The 17,994-nt window shown below is 69.4% G+C and carries 13 protein-coding genes; 7 read left to right on the forward strand and 6 right to left on the reverse strand.

The annotated features are described in order from the left end of the window. Positions 1–5: 5 nt before the first annotated feature. Positions 6–1,196 carry a beta-ketoacyl-ACP synthase gene (locus ACFO6Q_RS07415; protein WP_380019975.1) on the reverse strand — a complete coding sequence of 397 codons (1,191 nt, stop codon included), beginning with the start codon at positions 1,194–1,196 and terminating at the stop codon, positions 6–8. Positions 1,197–1,337: 141 nt separating this feature from the next. On the opposite strand from ACFO6Q_RS07415, the gene hemF reads away from it, so the two are divergent. Further along, on the forward strand, positions 1,338–2,300 hold the full coding sequence (hemF, locus tag ACFO6Q_RS07420) for an oxygen-dependent coproporphyrinogen oxidase (RefSeq protein WP_380019976.1): 963 nt from the start codon (positions 1,338–1,340) through the stop codon (positions 2,298–2,300). Positions 2,301–2,319: 19 nt separating this feature from the next. Here the strand turns inward: hemF and ACFO6Q_RS07425 are convergent, their stop codons facing one another. Continuing rightward, positions 2,320–2,817 carry a DUF2782 domain-containing protein gene (locus ACFO6Q_RS07425; protein WP_380019977.1) on the reverse strand — a complete coding sequence of 166 codons (498 nt, stop codon included), beginning with the start codon at positions 2,815–2,817 and terminating at the stop codon, positions 2,320–2,322. A 241-nt stretch (positions 2,818–3,058) separates the two neighbouring features. On the opposite strand from ACFO6Q_RS07425, the gene ACFO6Q_RS07430 reads away from it, so the two are divergent. The 6 genes from ACFO6Q_RS07430 to ACFO6Q_RS07455 all read left to right on the forward strand — a co-directional run bounded on the left by ACFO6Q_RS07430 (position 3,059) and on the right by ACFO6Q_RS07455 (position 12,694). Beyond that, positions 3,059–3,814 (forward strand): hypothetical protein, encoded by a 756-nt coding sequence (locus ACFO6Q_RS07430; protein ID WP_380019978.1) that lies wholly within the window; start codon positions 3,059–3,061, stop codon positions 3,812–3,814. A 67-nt stretch (positions 3,815–3,881) separates the two neighbouring features. Then, a complete protein-coding gene (gene polA / locus ACFO6Q_RS07435) occupies positions 3,882–6,671 on the forward strand; it encodes a DNA polymerase I (protein WP_380019979.1) in 2,790 nt (929 codons plus the stop codon). Positions 6,672–7,373: 702 nt separating this feature from the next. Next, positions 7,374–7,940 carry an ECF-type sigma factor gene (locus ACFO6Q_RS07440; RefSeq protein ID WP_380019980.1) on the forward strand — a complete coding sequence of 189 codons (567 nt, stop codon included), beginning with the start codon at positions 7,374–7,376 and terminating at the stop codon, positions 7,938–7,940. Next, on the forward strand, positions 7,937–10,834 hold the full coding sequence (locus ACFO6Q_RS07445; protein ID WP_380019981.1) for a serine/threonine-protein kinase: 2,898 nt from the start codon (positions 7,937–7,939) through the stop codon (positions 10,832–10,834). The genes ACFO6Q_RS07440 and ACFO6Q_RS07445 overlap by 4 nt, the downstream gene beginning before the upstream one ends. A gap of 155 nt (positions 10,835–10,989) precedes the next feature. Further along, entirely contained in the window at positions 10,990–12,348 is a 1,359-nt protein-coding gene (locus tag ACFO6Q_RS07450; protein WP_380019982.1) for a tail fiber domain-containing protein, read from the forward strand. Position 12,349: 1 nt separating this feature from the next. Next, a complete protein-coding gene (locus tag ACFO6Q_RS07455; protein ID WP_380019984.1) occupies positions 12,350–12,694 on the forward strand; it encodes a hypothetical protein in 345 nt (114 codons plus the stop codon). Positions 12,695–12,805: 111 nt separating this feature from the next. Here ACFO6Q_RS07455 and ACFO6Q_RS07460 read toward each other — a convergent pair whose 3' ends face one another. The 4 genes from ACFO6Q_RS07460 to ACFO6Q_RS07475 are packed head-to-tail and all read right to left on the reverse strand — an operon-like array spanning position 12,806 to position 17,949. Beyond that, the gene (locus ACFO6Q_RS07460; RefSeq protein ID WP_380019985.1) at positions 12,806–14,170 is read right to left on the reverse strand and encodes an AMP-binding protein; all 1,365 of its coding nucleotides are present in this window, start codon (positions 14,168–14,170) and stop codon (positions 12,806–12,808) included. 15 nt (positions 14,171–14,185) lie between these two features. Continuing rightward, on the reverse strand, positions 14,186–14,815 hold the full coding sequence (tsaC, locus tag ACFO6Q_RS07465; protein ID WP_380019987.1) for an L-threonylcarbamoyladenylate synthase type 1 TsaC: 630 nt from the start codon (positions 14,813–14,815) through the stop codon (positions 14,186–14,188). Between the two features lie 28 nt (positions 14,816–14,843). Further along, positions 14,844–15,458, reverse strand: coding sequence for a hypothetical protein (locus tag ACFO6Q_RS07470; RefSeq protein WP_380019988.1), 615 nt, complete (start codon positions 15,456–15,458; stop codon positions 14,844–14,846). Positions 15,459–15,468: 10 nt separating this feature from the next. Continuing rightward, positions 15,469–17,949, reverse strand: coding sequence for a DNA topoisomerase I (locus ACFO6Q_RS07475; RefSeq protein ID WP_380019989.1), 2,481 nt, complete (start codon positions 17,947–17,949; stop codon positions 15,469–15,471). Between the last annotated feature and the right edge of the window lie 45 nt (positions 17,950–17,994).

Here is a 17,994-nt window from a genome sequence, read left to right on the forward strand (position 1 = left end):
GCGGCTCAGTGCGCCCGCCCGAACGCCAGTGTGCAGTTGTTGCCGCCGAAGCCGAACGAGTTGCTCAGGGCGACGCGGATCGGCCGCGACTCGTTGTCGAACGCGAACGAGGCGCTGCAGGCGGGGTCGGGCACGGTGCTGTTGAGGCAGCCGGGCACCAGGTCGCTTTCCATCGCCAGCAAGGTCAGCGCGCTCTCGAGGATGCCGGCCGCGCCGAGCGTGTGGCCGGTCCAGCCCTTGGTCGCGCTGACGCGGGTCGAGGCGTCGAACACGTCGGCGACCACGGCCGCCTCCACCGCGTCGTTCTTCAGCGTGGCGGTGCCGTGCAGGTTGACGTAGTCGACCTCGCGCGGCGCCAGGCCGGCGCGGGCGAGGGCGTCGGCCAGCGCGCGGCGCGCGCCGAGGCCTTCCGGATGTGGCGTGGACATGTGGTAGGCGTCGGAGGATTCGCCGTAGCCGAGCAGGCGCGGCGCGTCGGCGGCGCCGTCGCGTTCGAGCAGGGCGAAGCCGGCCGCCTCGCCGAGCGACAGGCCGCGGCGCGCGGCGTCGAACGGGCGGCAGACCTCGGGCGAGACCAGCTCCAGCGCATTGAATCCGAACAGCACGCTGCCGCAGAGCGTGTCGACGCCGGCCAGCACGGCGGCGTCGGCCAGGCCCAGGCGCAGCAGGCGTTCGGCCTTGGCGAAGATCTTCGCGCTCGACGAGCAGGCGGTGGCGACGGTCAGGCACGGCCCGCGCGTGCCGAGCGCCGCCTCGAGGAACTCGCCCAGCGAATGCGGCGTGTGCAGGTTCGCGGCCTGCAGATGCGGCGGAAAGCGGCCGTGGTCGAGTTCGCGGTAAGCCTGTTCGGTCGCGCCGATGCTCGAGGTCGAGGTGCCGACCACGAGCGCGACGCGGCCGGCGCCGTGGCGCTCGATGCATTCGCGTACGGCGTCGAGGAAGCCGTCGGCGGCCAGGCCCATCCAGGCGAGCCGGTTGTTGCGGCTGTCGTGATCGGCGTAGGCAGCCGGCAGCGGCGCGGCTTCCAGGCCTTCGACGCGGCCGATCGCGCAGGCCAGCGGCTCGGGGGTGAAGTCGTTCGCGCGCAGGCCGCTGCGGCGCGCGTGCAGAGCGGCTGCGTGCGCGGCGCGGCCGCGTCCGAGCGCGGACGTGGCGGTGAATGCGGTGATGGCGAGGGGGCGGATGCGGCTGGGCACGCGGCAACGGTGCAGTGGACTAATAGAATTATGACACGCCGCCGCGCGCGCGAAGCCGAGGGCTGCGGCGTCGCGACGCGGCGGAGCCGCAGCGGCGTCCTGCTACGATCCCGCGCGCCGTCCTCGCTGCCGAGTCCGACCGTGACCGCTTCCGCTTCGACATCCCGGCTCGACCAGGTCGCCGCCTTCCTCGGCGATCTGCAGGACCGCATCTGCGCGGCGCTGGCGGCCGCGGACGGAACCGCCTCGTTCGCCGAGGACGTCTGGCAGCGCGGCGCGGACACCCAGACCGCTGCCGCATCGCCGCCGGCCGGCGCTCCGTCGCTGGGCGGCGGACGCTCGCGCGTGCTGAAGAACGGTGCGGTGTTCGAGCAGGCCGGCGTCGGCTTCTCGCGCGTCGGCGGCGAGCACCTGCCGCCGGCGGCCAGCGCGCATCGGCCCGAACTCGCCGGCCGCGCCTGGACCGCGCTGGGCGTGTCGCTGGTCGTGCATCCGCGCAATCCGTATCTGCCGACCACGCACATGAACGTGCGCTACTTCGAGGCGCGTGCCGAGGGGCAGGCGCCGGTGTGGTGGTTCGGCGGCGGCTTCGACCTGACGCCGTTCTATCCGTTCGACGAGGACGCGCGCCACTGGCACACGGTCGCGCGCGACCTGTGCGCGCCGTTCGGCGCCGAGGTCTATCCGCGCTACAAGCAGTGGTGCGACGACTACTTCTACCTCAAGCACCGCGGTGAGACGCGCGGCATCGGCGGGCTGTTCTTCGACGACCTGAACGCGTGGGACTTCGAGCGCTGCTTCGCCTTCACGCGCGCGGTCGGCGACGGATTCCTCGATGCGTATCTGCCGATCGTCGAGCGCCGCAAGGCGACGCCGTACGGCGAGCGCGAGCGCGAATTCCAGCTGTACCGGCGCGGCCGCTACGTCGAGTTCAACCTCGTGTTCGACCGCGGCACACTGTTCGGCCTGCAGTCCGGCGGCCGCACCGAATCGATCCTGATGAGCCTGCCGCCGCGCGTGCGCTTCGAGTACGGCTACGTGCCGGAACCGGGCAGCGCGGAGGCGCGGCTGGCCGAGTATCTGACGCCGCGCGACTGGCTCTGAGGCTCGTGAGCGGGCCGGGTCATTTCCACTCGTACAGCGTGAAGTAGACCGGCGACACCGGCCCTTCGCGCGCGTCGCGCACAAGGCGACCGGTGCCGTCCTCGTCGTAGAACGTCTGCACCGGACCGTTCGGGCGCTTGATCTTGATCATCCACAAGCGTCCGTTCTGGCGGTACTCCTCGATGGTGTCGTCGCCCTGCTGGCGCGTGGTCACGTTGCTGGCGGCGACGCGCTCGGCATTGGCCGCGCGGTCGCGCGAGGCCTTGTCGCGCACCAGGCGCGCGTCGGGCTTGGGCGGCGGCGCGAGCGGATCGTCGACGACGGCCGGCTCCTGCGCAGCGGCCGCTTCCGTGCCGGCCTGCGGCGCCGCGGCGGTGCCGACGCCCGGATCGTTCAGACCCGGCGGCGGCGGTACTTCGGCCTTCGGGGGCTTGCGTTCGGCAGCGATCGCCGGCGCCGTGCCGGCGAGGCAGGCGGCGAGCAGGGCGGCGAAAAGAGGACGGATTTTCGGGTTCATGCAGACGCCTCCTGGGAATGCGCAGGAGCCTAGCAGACCGCCGTTGAACCTGGGCGAACGCGGCGCGCGTTCTTGCCGCATCCTGGATGTCCGGACGGAGCGGTTCGCAGGATCGTCTCCAGCGTGGACGCCGGGAACTGGCGACGTGCGCTGCCGCCGTCACGACGGCCCTGTGGGCCCTGCTTGGGATCGGCGCCGCGCTTTTGCGTAGGAGAGGACGGTCCCTGCCCGGAGTCGCCTCATGTTCCAGCGCTTTCTTTCCGCCCTGTTCGCCGTCGCCTGCACGTGGGCGGCCGGTCCCGCCGCCGCGCAGGCGACCTTTCTCGACCGCGTCGAGACGTCCGACGCGCTGATGCAGCTGATGCCCTGGTACAACGGCCCCATCACCCGCATCGGCACGGTCCAGTACTGCCTCAGCGATCCGCCGATCTTCTCCGACCGCGTGATGGGCTATGCCGGCTTCAGCCATCCGCCGCCGGACTTCACCCCGGCGGTGGGCGAGGTGTTCTACACGCACGTCGTGCTCGGCCATCCGGGCAATCCCTGCACCGGCAGCGCGGTCGGCATCGAGTTGATCCTGCCGCCGGGCATCGAGATCGCCAATTCGGCCACCGACCCGGTGTTCTGCTTCGGGATCCTTCCCAACCCCAACCGCCTGCACAATCTCGACACCGATCCGGACTACGGCTGCCCGACGAGCTTTCCGCCGGGATTGCAGGGGTATGCCGTCCGGCCGCTGCGCGGCGGGCTCGGCAACAGCGGCGCGTGGGGCATGCACCAGGGCTTCTGGCTGGAAATCCTGATCCCGCTGCGCGCCACGCAGGTGTATCTGGGCAACGACAGCATCGTTTGGCGCGTGAATCCCGACATCGGCGTGGTCGGCTATCCGCAGGTGCCTGCGTTCGCCAACGGCGACGTGATCTTCCGTTCCGCGATGGAGGACACGCTGCTCAGCCTCGACCTGTGCACGCTCAATCCACCGCCGCAAGGCTGCTGAGGGCGGCGGCGTTGCAAAGCCGGCGGGCGCGCGCCAAGCTGCGGGCCCGCTGCCGTTGCGTCCCGTCATGTCCGAACCACGCCCGCGCCTCGTCCTCGTCGACGGCTCCTCGTATCTGTATCGCGCGTTCCACGCGCTGCCGCCGCTGACGAACGCGGCCGGTGAACCGACCGGCGCGCTGTTCGGCGTGGTCAACATGCTACGCACGATCCTGAAGCAGAAGCCCGCCTACGCCGCCTTCGTGCAGGACGCGCCGGGGCCGACGTTCCGCGACGCGCTGTATCCCGCCTACAAGGCGACGCGGCAGGCCACGCCGGAAGACCTGATCGCGCAGGTCGAGCCGATGATGGCGATCGTCGCCGCGCTCGGTTTTCCGATCCTGCGCGTCGACGGCGTCGAGGCCGACGACGTGATCGGCACGCTGGCCAAGCGCGCCGTCGCCGCAGGCATCGACGTGACGGTGTCGACCGGCGACAAGGATTTCGCGCAGCTGGTCGAGTCCGGCATCGAACTCGTCAACACGATGACCAACACCACGCTCGACGCCGCCGCGGTGATGGAGAAGTTCGGCGTGCGGCCGGACCAGATCGTCGACTACCTCGCGCTGATGGGCGACAGCGTCGACAACATTCCCGGCGTGGAGAAGTGCGGGCCGAAGACCGCGGCGAAATGGCTGGCCGAGTACGGCAGCCTCGACGGCGTGATCGCCGCGGCGGAAAAGGTCGGCGGCAAGATCGGCGAAAACCTGCGCAAGGCGCTGCCGCAGCTGCCGCTGTCGCGCCAGCTGGCGACGATCAAGACCGACGTCGAACTCGACCGCGGGCCGGCCGACCTGCACCTGCGCGATCGCGACGTCGATGCGCTGCGCGGGCTGTACAAGCGCTACGAGTTCAATGCGGCGTTGAAGGAGCTGGAGGCAACCGGCGCTTCCGCGGCGTCGCCGGCGCGGGCCGGAGAGTCTGCGAACGCGGGTACGGAAAGCGACACGGGTTCCGGCGTTCGCGGCAATGACGGCAGCGAAACGGAAGCCGTCGACAGCGCGCTCGCCGGACCCGGCGACTACGAACTCGTCACCACGCCGGAACGGCTCGACGCGTGGGTCGCGAAACTGCGCGACGCGCAGCTGATCGCCTTCGACAGCGAGACGACCTCGCTCGATCCGATGCGCGCCGAAATCGTCGGCCTGTCGTTCGCGGTGGAGCCGAAGTCGGCTTGCTACATCCCGCTCGGCCACGACTATCCCGGCGCGCCGGCGCAGCTGCCGCGCGAAGCCGTGTTCGCAGTGCTGCGGCCGATTCTCGAGGACGCGCAGCGGCGCAAGCTCGGCCAGCACGCGAAGTACGACATCAACGTGCTGTCGAACGCCGGCGTCGCGGTGCGCGGCGTCGCGCACGACACGATGCTCGAGTCGTACGTGCTGCATTCGACCTGGCGGCACGACATGGACACCCAGGCCAAGCGCCTGCTCGGCTACGACACGATCCACTACGAGGATGTCGCCGGCAAGGGCGCCAAGCAGATCTCGTTCTCGCAGGTCGACGTCGACACCGCGTGCCGGTACGCCGCCGAGGACGCCGACGTCACGCTGCGCCTGCATCGCGCGCAATGGCCGCAGCTGGAGGGCGACGCGCAGCTGCGTTCGGTGTACGAGACGATCGAGATGCCGCTGGTGCCGGTGCTCGCGCGCATGGAGCAGCGCGGCGTGCTGATCGACGCCGCGGCGCTGAAGCGGCAGAGCCACGAACTCGCGCGGCGCATGCACGAGCTGACCGAGCGCGCGCATGCGCTGGCGGGGCATGCCTTCAGCCTGGATTCGACCAAGCAGCTTGGTGCGATCCTGTTCGAGGAGCTGAAGCTGCCGGCGCTGGTGAAGACGCCGGGCGGCCAGCCGTCGACCAACGAGGAGGCGCTGGAGGCGATCGCCGACCAGCACGAGCTGCCGCGCGTGATCCTCGACTACCGCAGCCTCGCCAAGCTGCGCAGTACCTACACCGAGAAGCTGGCCGAGATCGTCAATCCGCGCACCGGCCGCGTGCACACCAGCTACGGCCAGGCGACCGCGGCCACCGGCCGGCTTTCCTCGTCGGATCCGAACCTGCAGAACATCCCGATCCGCACCGAGGAGGGGCGGCGCATCCGCCAGGCCTTCGTCGCACCGGAGGGCTGGCGCATCGTCGCGGCGGACTACTCGCAGATCGAGCTGCGCATCATGGCGCACCTGTCCGGCGACGCCGGCTTGCTCGCCGCGTTCCACGGCAACCAGGACATCCATCGCGCGACCGCGGCCGAGGTGTTCGGCCTGCCGCAGGGCGAGGTCGACGCGAACCAGCGCCGCGCCGCCAAGGCGATCAACTTCGGCCTGATGTACGGCATGAGCGCGTTCGGTCTGGCGCGCCAGCTTGGCGTGCCGCGCGGCGAGGCGCAGGACTACATGGCGCGCTATTTCTCGCGTTATCCGGGCGTGCAGACCTTCATGGAAGAAACGCGCGAGAAGGCGCGCCGCGACGGCTACGTGGAAACCCTGTTCGGCCGCCGCCTGTACTTGGACTACATCAACTCGCGCAACCAGGCGCAGCGCGCCGGCGCGGAACGCGCGGCGATCAACGCGCCGATGCAGGGCACCGCAGCCGACATCATCAAGCGCGCGATGATCGCGGTCGACGCCTGGCTGCTCGAGCAGGAAGACGGCGCGCGCATGCTGATGCAGGTGCACGACGAACTGGTGTTCGAGGTGCGTGCGGACCGCATCGACGCGGTCGTCGCCGGCGTGCGCGAACGCATGGCCGCGGCCGCGGAACTGGCGGTGCCGCTGGTGGTCGACGTCGGGGTCGGCGCGAACTGGGACGAAGCGCACTGAGGCGGTGCGCGAGGCGGCATAGGCCATTCGTCATGCTTTTCACGGGAATGAATGCCGGCTAAACGCGCCCGTCACCGCTCTGGAAACTTTTCGGCCCGATGCCCATCTATGTTTCCGGGCGCACGCAACGGCGCCCTGGTTCACTCACCTCCCTGAGTGCAACCCCGCGAAGGCCGGTCCCTCCCCAGACCGGTTTTCACCGCCCCGAGGGCTCCCCCTGGCCCTCGGGGCATTTTTTTCTGCGATTTATTTCTGCGATCCGTCCGGGATCGCTGTGGCCTGCGAGTCTTGCGAGCTGTGAGGGGGCTGCCTTCGGGGCTGTCCATCCGCGGCCGTCCTTTCATTTGCGATCCGTCCGGGATCGCCGTGGCCTGCGGCCTCTCGCGGGTCTTGCGGTGTATTGCCCTCGGGGCTGTCCACCCGCGGCCGTCCATGGCCGCATTTTTCAGATGAGGTGCGGCTTCGAGTAGGGCGTTCGGGTGCCGAAGGGCATTCAAGCACTCCGGCCGTCATTCCGCGGATGCGGGAGGCGCCTTTCAACAGGCCGAAGGGCTGGTCATCCATTTCCGTCCTGCTCGGGTATCGGCGATTCGCCTATTCGGGGCGCAGTGACGGATTGCTTTCAGGCTCCTTCCCCGGCGCCGCGTCGCTGTGCCGGCTGCCTCGTTATACTCGGCCGTCGGAGGGTGGCGGGGAGGCCGTATGGCCGATGATGTCGCGACGCTCATCGAGGCCGCGAACGGCGGGGACCCCTCCGCCGTACAGCCGTTGTTCGCGCGCGTCTACGGCGAGCTGAAGGTTCTCGCCCGCAAGCAACTCGCCGGCGCCGCCGCATCGACTCTCAACACCACCGCCCTGGTACACGAGGCGTATCTGAAGCTCGCGAAGTCGGACGGCCGCGAGCTGCGCGGGCGCGTGCACTTCTTCGCGCTCACCGCCAAGGCGATGCGGCAGATCGTCATCGATCACGCGCGTGCGCGGCTGACCGACAAGCGCGGCGGCGGAAACGCGCAGTGGATCGACGTCGAAGCAGCTTCCAGCTTGAGCAGCGGCGAGCTTGCGCCCGACGAACTGCTGCGGCTGGACCGCGCTTTGACCCAGCTCGGGGAGGACGAGCCGCGCTTGGCTCAGCTGGTGGAAATGCGCTTCTTCGGCGGTCTCGATCTGGCCGAGATCGCGCTGCTGCAGGCGACCAGTGAACGCACGCTCTGCCGCGACTGGCGGCGCGCGAAAGCGCAGCTCTACGTCCACCTGCATCCGGACGTATGAACCGCGAGCGCATCGGCGCGCTGTTCGCGCAAGCGCTCGATCTCCCCGAGTCGCAGCGCGCGGACTGGCTCGCCGCGCAGTGCGCCGGCGACGAGGCCACGCGCGCCGAAGTTGAACGCCTGCTGCGCGCCGACGCGGAGGTGGGCGATTTCATCGAACGCTCGCCGGGGCTGGTCGCCGACGCGGCGGCGGCGGCGAGAGGAAGCGGCGCGCCGAGCGCATTCGGCGCCTGGCGCGTGCTGCGGTCGATCGGCATCGGCGGCATGGGCGAGGTCTGGCTGGCCGAGCGCGGCGACGACGAGTTCGAGCAGCGCGTGGCGGTCAAGCAACTCGCCTACCCGACGCCGCGGCTGCTGCAGCGCTTCCGCCAGGAGCGCAGGATCCTCGCCCGCCTCGAGCATCCGCACATCGCGTGTCTGATCGACGGCGGGCTCGACGCGAGGGGAATTCCCTATCTGGTGATGGAGTACGTCGAAGGCGTGCCGATCACCGACTACGTGCGCGAGCGCGTGCCGGAGCTGCGCGCGCGCCTGCACCTGTTCCTGCGCGTGTGCGAGGCGGTGCAGTACGCGCACCAGAACCTCGTCGTGCATCGCGACCTGAAGCCGTCGAACATCTTCGTGACCGCCGGCGGCACGCCCAAGCTGCTCGACTTCGGCATCGCAAAGGTGCTGACGACCGGCGAGGCGGATGCGCCGACGCAGACCCTCGCGCGCCTGCTCACGCCCGACTACGCGGCGCCGGAGCAGTTCAGCGGCGGCGCGATCACCACCGCCACCGACGTCTATGCGCTCGGCGTCGTGCTCTACGAGTTGCTGGCCGACGCGCGCCCGCGCCGCTTCGCGCCGAATGACGCGGCGAGCGCTGAGCCGCCGCCGCCGAGCACGGCGATTACGCGCGGCACCGGCGTCGCCGCTGCGCGCCGGCGCCAGCTGCGGGGCGACCTCGACCGCATCGCGCTGGCCGCGATGGCGCGCGATCCGGCGCGGCGCTATCCCTCCGCCGAAGCGCTCGCGGCGGATATCCGCCGCCATCTCGACGGCCTGCCGATCGCCGCACGCCCGGCCAGCGCCGGCTATCGCCTGCGCAAGTTCGTCGTGCGCAACTGGCTGCCGCTTTCGGCCGCAGGCTTGCTGTTCGCGGCGATGGCCGTCGCAACCGTCGCGGTCGCCTGGCAGGCGGGCAAGGCGCGCCTGGCGGCGCAGCGCGCCGAGGCGGTGCAGGGGTTTCTGGTGGATTTGTTCAACAAGAATTCCACCGGGCAGAAGGATCCGGCCGAGGCGCGCCAGACTACGGTGCGCGAACTGCTCGACATCGGCGCGGCGCGGATCGAGGAATCGCTCGACATCGCGCCGGAGAACAAGCTCGCGTTGCTGAGGGTTTTTTCCGACCTGTACGCGAACGGGCTCGGAGACGGGTATCCGAGCATTCCGCTGCTGCAGCAGGCGCTTGCCCTCAGCGCAGACCTGTACGGAGAGGATTCCGTCGAGTCGGCCAGCGACCGCATGCGCCTGGCGAGACCGCTGATGGAGCAGGGCAAGAGCGCCGAGGCGAAAGCATTGCTGCAAGCGGCGGCCGGCACGCTCGATCGCCGCGGCGATCGGACCTCGGAACTGCGCGGTCGTCTCCACGCCGCGCAGGCATATGCCTTTCTCGATCAGGACAGGCGCCGCGCCCGCGAGGAGGCCGATGCGGCGGTCGCCGTGCTGCGCAAACACCCGCCGTCCAGGGACCTGGTGCGGGCGCTCATCTACCAGGGCTGGAGCGCCGACGGGCAAGCCGCCATGGAGAGCCTTCAGGAGGCCATTCGCGTCTCACGCGCCGTCGACGGCGACCGCGATCCGATGTTGATGAGCGCCTACGCGAGTCTGGCAAAACTGCAGAGGAACGTGAGGGACTACGACGCCGCCGAATCGGCCGCGCGCGAGGCGCTGGACCTGAGCTTGAAGGACCGGAGCGAATTCAACTACGACCGAACGCGGGCGATGAGCAACATCGCCTCGATCCAGTTCTCCGGCGGCCGGATCAAGGAGAGCCTCCAGTCCGCGCGCCTGGCAAAGGAATGGCTCGCCGGCCCTGCCGGCGGGTCGGACAACCCGGCCATTTCCGCCGACGTGCTGCGGACGCTCGCCGTGACGCTCGGTGCCGCGGGAGAATTCGACGACGCTCTGGCGGAGGCGTCGGCCGCGGTGAAAATTCTGCGCGAGACGACGTCCGACTCGCGCCTTGCCCCCGCGCTTCTCGTCGCGGCCTATCGGCTGGCCGAACTGGGCAGGCTGCCCGAGGCTTCGGCGGCGCTGGAGGAGGCGCGCGCCATTCGGGAACGTACCAAGAGCGCCTCGAGCAACGGCCATGTCCCGACGCAGATTCACATGGCGCTGGATTTCGGGAATGCGCAGCAAGCGCGCGTGTTGCTGGAGGAATATCCTCGCGGTGACGCTGTGGGGCGTGAGGCGGAGTTCGTGTCCTTCCATCGCACCGTGCTGGAAGCGGAAATCGAGCTGCAGGGTGGCGATCCCGTCAAAAGCGCGCGCCTGGCAAGTACCCTCGGCGAGCGGATGCGCGCGAGCGACATTGCCCGCTATTTGCGTCCGGTCATCGCCGACAGCGATCTGATCGAGGGCCTCGCGCGTCTGCGCACGGGCGACGCGGCCGCGGCGCGGCCGATTCTCGAGCGTGCATTGGCGGCGCGCATCGACCTGTACCTGCCCAAGAGCCCGAGAATCGCGGAAGTCCAGCTCGCGCTCGCCGAATGCGCGCTCGCCCAGGAAAAGCGCGCCGAGGCGATGCAATGGGTCGAGCAGGCGGCCGCGATTCAAGCGCAGCACAGCTCGCTGTCGCCGCGCTATACCGCGCCGTTGCAACGCTTGCGCGAGCGGCTCGCGCAGCGGTAGCGGCCGCTACGCCTTTTCCCCGCGAGCGCGAAGGCAGGGGCGCGAGGCTGACGTCCGGCGAGCGGCATCGCCTTCCTTGCCCCCCGTGGCGTCGCTCGGCGCGATTTCCCGTATGTGCCGGCGAGGAGTGTCCCTCGCACGCACGGAGAAGACTCATGAAAACCCGCACGATCCCGGCCGCGCTCGCTCTCGCGCTCGCTCTCGGCGCCACCGCGGCGCACGCCGCGAGCTTCACCTACCACGGCAGCCTCGACGACGGCGGCCAGCCGGCCAGCGGCCGCTACGACCTGCGCCTGACGCCCTACGCCAGCGAGAACGCCGCTGCGCCGCGCGCCGAGGCGATCACGCTGTACGGCGTCGAGGTCAAGGACGGCCGCTTCAGCACCGAAGTCGATTTCGGCAGCGTGGCCGCCGACGGCGGCTGGATCGGCGTCGCCGTGCGCAAGGCCGGCGACGGCGAGTTCGCCGAACTGGGCGGGCGTTCGGAGATCAACGGCAGCGGCGAGTGCTGGTCGACAACAGGCAATACGGGCCTGCCTGGCGGCAGTTTCATCGGCACGTTGGACAACCAGAATCTGATCATGCGGGTGGGTGACCGCTTCGGAGCGGGGATTCGCCACTACACCGATGGCGTCTCGTTCGAGGTGGGCAACAGCGGGGCGAGTGCAGCCCATGCCGCCGCGTTCAACCACGGACTTGCCTATGCGGTGGACAGTTTCGCCGCCGGGCGCAGCAGCCGCGTGCCTGCTGGACACGACCGGACCTTCGTATGGGGCGGCAGAGATTTCACCGGGGACGCCAATCGGGTCGAAAGCACGGGGCCGGATCAGTTCGTCGTTTACGCCGATGGGGGTTTCATAATCAATGGGTCGACGGTGCCTTTCGCCGCCGATGACCTCGTGATCTATCCGCGCGGGGGAGGCGACCTCGACGCCGACTTGCAACTGAGAACTCCATCGGGCCACTACGGCAAGCTCTACGTCAGGAATTCCGACGGAGTCATGCAGGTACTGGCCACGGGTGGCGTTCATATCAATACTCCCGTACGAATCGCGGACAGCTTGAAGGTCGAGGGCCCCGCCTCGAAATCCACCGCCGGCGCCTGGCAGGCCAATTCCGACGGCCGCATCAAGCAGGACATCGCACCGGTCGAGGATGCGCTCGACACGCTGGCGAAAGTGCATCCGGTCAGCTTCCGCTACACCGACGCGTATCGCGCCGAGCATCCGCAAGTCGCCGATCAGCGCTACTACAACGTGATCGCGCAGCAGTTCGCCGAGGTGTTTCCGGACGCGGTGACGAAGTCGGGCGAATACCTGCCGGGCGCCGAGAAGACGGCGGACAACGAGATCCTGCAGGTCGACACCTATCCTGCGCAGATCGTGACCATCGCGGCGGTGCAGGAGCTGGCGCAGAAGAATCGGGATCTGGCGCAAAAGAACGCCGCGCTGGAGACGGCGATGACGCGCCTGATGGCGCGCGTGGCCAAGCTCGAAGCCGGGCGGGGGAAGTGAGATGAACGCGCCCATTTCCCGATGCGGCGAACGGCGGATGCCACCGCTTCCAGGTCGCGGTCGCATTGGTGCAGCTGCGGTACTGCTCCTTCTGACGGCCGCCGGTTCGGCGAGCGCAGCGCCGGTGCGCTTCGAGGTGCAGGCCGCCTTGCAGAGCAAGTCCGCCGCCCAGGCCGGCAGCGGCTTCGCGCTGCAGGCGAAGCTGGCGCCGGTCGAGCGCCGGCTCGAAGGTGGTGGCTTCGCCGTCGCGGCTGTCGCCGCGCCAACTGGAACCTGTGGCGGCGGCGATCTTATTTTCGCGGATGGCTTCGAGCAGCGAATGATGGCGCGGTCGTCGGGCAAGTAAAGCCGTCATGAAAAGTGCGGCCAAGGACGGCCGCGTTGGGCGCTCCGGCGTCGCGGCGCTCGAGCTGTGGACAGCGTTCGAGAGGAGGGCGATCAAGGACGATCGCAGAAGCTAGGACTGATCGCGCAAAACGGCGAGCAGCGCGGCACGCGGCAGTTTGCCGGTTTCGTTGCGCGGCAGCGCATCGACCTTGCGCAGCGGGCGCGGCAGGAACGCGGGATCGACCTCGGCGCGCAGCGCTTCGAGCAGTTCCGCCTCGGAGCGTTCCGGCGCGACGACCAGCGCGGCGATGCGCCGAACGCCGATCGCGTCGGGCGTTTCCTGCTGCAGCACGGCGGCGTCGCGCACGCCGGGCAGGGCGAGCAGGCGTCGCGTGAGGTCGGCCAGCGAGGCGCGCTTGCCGGCGATCTCGATCAGGTCGGCGTGGCGGCCGCACAGGCGAAAGCCGCCGGGGCACAGTTCGACCAGGTCCTGCAGCGCCACCGGCTGGTCGAAGTAGGGCGCCTCGACCAGGGTGCCGTCCGGCTGCGGCCGCAGCCGCAGACCGTCGTACAGGCGCCAATCCGTTTCCAATGCGGTGCGCCGCTGCGCGATGACGCAGGTTTCCGTCGAGCCGAACATTTCCAGCACCGGCGCGCCATAGCGCGCTTCGGCCGCGGCGGCGAGGGCGGCGTCCAGCGGCGCGGTCGCCGAGGCGATCGCGGCGAGCCTGGGCAATGCCACCGGATCGGCCAGCAGGGCGCGCAGATGCACCGGCGTGGTCACCAGCAGTCGCGGCTCGGGCAGGTCGGCCAGGGCGGCGGCGACGTCGGCCGGAAACAGCGGCTGGCCGCCGTGCACGGCGAACGGTCCGAGCAGGGGCAGCAGGATCGACAGCTCGATGCCGTACATGTGCTGCGGCGGAACCGTCGCGACGACGTGCGCGACCGTGTCCGGCCCTAGCCGCATCGCCGCGCCGAGCGCGGCGACGTTGCGCTCGGTGCTGGCGCGGAACGAGGCCCAGCGCTTGGGATTGGGCTTGGGCTGGCCGGTGCTGCCGGAGGTGTAGCCGATCGCCGCGACCTGCTCGGCGGCGATCGCCGGCTGCGCGTCGGTCGCCTCGCCGCCGAGCAGCGGCAGCGCGACGAAGCGCGGCATCGCCGCCGCCGGTGCGCATTCGCCGAGCACGTAACTGCCGGGATTGGCGGCGAGCGTCTCCTCGATCGCCTGCGGCGCGCGTGACGGCGGCAGGAGATTGGTCTGGCCGCGGGTGAGCACGGCGCAGAATGCGACCAGGAAGGCGTAGCGGTCGACGCACAGATTGACCGCGCTGCGTGCCGGCGGCAGCAGCGCGGCGACTTTCGCGACGTCGGCGAGGAATTCCGCCGTGTCGATCGGGCGGCCGTCGCGCCAGGCCAGCGCGCGCCGCGCCTTCGTGAAATTGAGCAATGACAGCACGCGCGGCTCGCGCCCCGCATGCTTGATGACCGCAACCATAAGTCCCCGCAACGATCAGTTTCGCAGCATCGCCCCGCTGATAGCGTCGCGGATTGGCGTCGGCCGCTCAAGTCCCCCGACGTTTCCGTTCAGGATCGGGAGGTCCTCGCCGAAGGCCCGGCGCACGTCTTCGACCGTGCGCGCCGGCGGTTCGCCGTGGCGATTGGCGCTGGTGGAGACCAGCGCGTGACCGAATGCGCGGCACAGCGCGGCGGCCGGCGCGTGTGCGGTGACGCGCAGCGCGATGCCGGCGTGCGCGCCGGCGATCCAGGACGGCACGGTGGCCGCACGCGGAAACACCCAGGTGGCGGGGCCGGGCCAGCTCGCCCGGGCGCGCTCGATCGCCGCGGCCGGCGTCGCGGCGAGGTCGACGTAGGGCGCGACCTGGTCGAAGTCGGCGCCGATCAGCAGCACGCCCTGGGTTGGTGGGCGCTGCTTCAGGGCGAACAGCCGCTGGAAGGCGTCGTGGTCGGCGGGGTCGCAGCCGAGGCCGAAGACCGCTTCGGTCGGGTAAGCCACGATGCCGCCGTTTCGCAGAGCATCGACGGCTTTTGCAAGATTTCGTGCGGTGTCGTCCACGGCGGGTGTCGGCAGAATCGTTCGTTCGAGGAGGAATTGGCCGACCTCGGCAGCGAAGGGCTGCATGGCCAGTATGTTTCGGGCGGTTCGCGGGCTAGAAGATCTGCAGGAGTTGCACCCGAGGATAAAGTTTCTCCGAATTCAAGACGTCCACGGAGACGGAGGGTTCCATGGCTGCGTCTTGGATTTCCACCGCGAGCGCGCCGGTAAGTCCGCTGCCCCAGAGCACTCGAACCGATAATGAGCTGACGAAAATCTTCGGCTGCCAGGACGACACCCGCAGTATGGCGTGATCGTTGCGGAGCGCCTTGGCAAGTTTTTGGCCGAACCGATCACCGGCAAATCGTTCGCTCCCCCGCATCGAGCGGATGGAGCTGGCCAGAGCCTGGAATTCCGGCTCGCCGAATCGGTTCATGCGCATTTCAAAGCCCGCCATCGTGGGCGAGGGCGTTGCAACTTGGAGCAATACGACGAGCAGCGAAATTGACAGCAAGATCAGCTGTTCGGAGACCGGCGGGCGCCGCACAAGTACTCGAACGATCGCCACGCCTGCGATCAGGGTGGGAACCGCCGCAACCGGCAGATACACCAGAGGGGCGAGCAATCCGAGGCCGGCGTCCACGTCCACGCTGTAGCCTTGCCACCAGCGCAAAACCTTTTGCGCGACGCCGGAGCCCACTGCAACAGCCAGCAGGTGGACGGATTTCATCGCCGTTGGGCTACTTCTCGGCGGCCGTCTTCACGGACTTGACCGTTGCCTTCTTCGCTGGAGCCTTCTTGGCGGGGGCCTTTTTCGCCGCGGCTTTCTTGGCCGGCGCCTTCTTGGCGGCCGCCTTCTTCGGGGCCTTTTCCGCCGACGCCGCCGTCGTCTTGGCCGCCTTGCCCTTGCCGAAGCGGCCACCGCCGCGCTTGGGGCGGTTCGGAGCGGCCGCCAGCAGGGCCGCGCATTCGGCTTCGGTCAACTCGCGCGGCTCCTTGTCCTTGGGGATGCGCGCGTTCTTCTCGCCGTCGGTGATGTACGGGCCATAGCGGCCGTTCAGCACCTGGATGCCGTTGCCGAAATCCTGGATGACGCGGTTGGCGGCGGCTTCGATCTTGGCGCGGATCAGCTCCAGCGCGCGCGGCAGCTCGATCGTGTACGGATCGTCTTCGGCCTGCAGCGAGGCGTACATCGAGCCGTGCTTGACGAACGGACCGAAGCGGCCGACGCCGACCGTGATCTCCTCGCCGTCGTCGGCCTTGCCGAGGTTGCGCGGCAGCTTGAACAGCTCCAGCGCTTCCTCGAGCGTGATCGTGTGCATGCTCTGGCCGGGACGCAGCGAGGCGAACTTCGGCTTGTCCTCGTCGTCCTTGGTGCCGATCTGCGCGAACGGCCCGTAGCGGCCCAGGCGCACCTGCACCGGCTTGCCGGACTTCGGATCGATGCCCAGCTCGCGCGCGCCGGTCGCCTCGGAGCGGTCGACGGTCTCGTTCTTGTCGTCGACGGTCGCCTTGAACGGCTTCCAGAACTTCTCCAGCAGCGGCACCCAGTCCTCTTCGCCGCGGCTGACCGCGTCGAGTTCGTCCTCGAGCTTGGCGGTGAAGTCGTAGTCGACGTACTGGGCGAAGTGCCCGGACAGGAACTTGCCGACCGCGCGGCCGACGTCGGTCGGTCGGAAGCGGCGCGACTCGAGGATCACGTATTCGCGATTGAGCAGCACCTGGATGATGCTGGCGTAGGTCGACGGGCGGCCGATGCCGTATTCCTCGAGCGCCTTGACCAGCGAGGCTTCCGAATAGCGCGGCGGCGGCTCGGTGAAGTGCTGGTCGGCCTCGATCGCGGCGAGCGGCACGGCCTCGCCGATCGTCATCGCCGGCAGCTTGCGCCCCTCGTCCTCGTCTTCGGCGTTCTTCGCGTCGCGGCCTTCCTCGTAGACGGCGAGGAAGCCCGGATCGACCACCGTCGTGCCGCTGGCGCGGAACATCGAATCGCCGCCGGCGTCGAGATCGACCGACACCGTGTTCAGCGTCGCGTGCTGCATCTGGCTGGCCAGCGCGCGCTTCCAGATCAGCTCGTACAGCTTGCGCTGCTCGTCGCTGAGGTAGTGGGCGATGTCCTTGGGCCGGTGCAGCGCCGAGGTCGGACGGATCGCCTCGTGCGCTTCCTGCGCGTTCTTGGACTTGTTGCGGTAGAAATGCGGCTGCTCGGGCAGCGCGCGTGCGCCGTAATCGCGGCCGATGACGTCGCGTAGCTCGGCGATCGCGTCCATCGACAGCGAGACCGCGTCGGTACGCATGTAAGTGATCAGGCCGACCACGCCCTCGTCGCCGAGGGCGACGCCTTCGTACAGGCCCTGCGCGATCTTCATCGTGCGGCTGGTCGAGAAGCCGAGCTTGCGCGCGGCTTCCTGCTGCAGCGTCGAGGTGGTGAACGGCGGCGACGGACGGCGCTTGCGCTCCTTCGACTCGACGTTGGCGACGACCAGGCGCCCCTGCGCCGAGCGCAGCAGCGCCTCGCGCGCGGCGTGCGCGTCGGTCTCGTTGGTCAGGTCGAACTGCTCGAACTTCTTGCCGCGCAGCCGGGTCAGGCGCGCCTTGAAGGCCTGGTCCGGATGCGCGCAGTCGGCTTCGATCGTCCAGTACTCGCGCGCCTTGAACGCCTCGATCTCTTCCTCGCGCTCGACGATCATGCGCAGCGCCGGCGACTGCACGCGGCCGGCGGAGAGGCCGCGCTGCACCTTGCGCCACAGCACCGGCGACAGGTTGAAGCCGACCAGGTAGTCGAGCGCGCGCCGCGCCTGCTGCGCGTTGACCAGGTCCATCGACAGCTTGCGCGGGTGCGCGACCGCTTCCTTGATCGCGCGCGGCGTGATCTCGCTGAACACCACGCGGTGCAGGTCGCGGCCGTCGAGCAGGCCGCGCGCCTTCAGGATCTCGGCGATGTGCCAGGAGATCGCCTCGCCTTCGCGATCCAAGTCGGTCGCCAGATAGAGCGCCTCGGCCGTCTTCGCCGCCTTGGCGATCGCGTCGACGTGCTTCTCGTTGCGGTCGATCACCTCGTAGTTCATCGCGAAGTGGCGGTCGGGATCGACCGCGCCCTCCTTCGGCACGAGATCGCGCACGTGGCCGTAGGAGGCCAGCACGTGGAAGTCCTTGCCCAGATACTTGTTGATCGTCTTCGCCTTCGCTGGCGATTCGACGATCAGGAGATTCTTTGCCATCGAGAGTCCTTGATCGGCATCGGGCCTGCGGCGGCCGGACGCGCG

It is taken from the genome of Dokdonella ginsengisoli (assembly GCF_042652785.1).
GTDB lineage: Bacteria > Pseudomonadota > Gammaproteobacteria > Xanthomonadales > Rhodanobacteraceae > Dokdonella_A > Dokdonella_A ginsengisoli.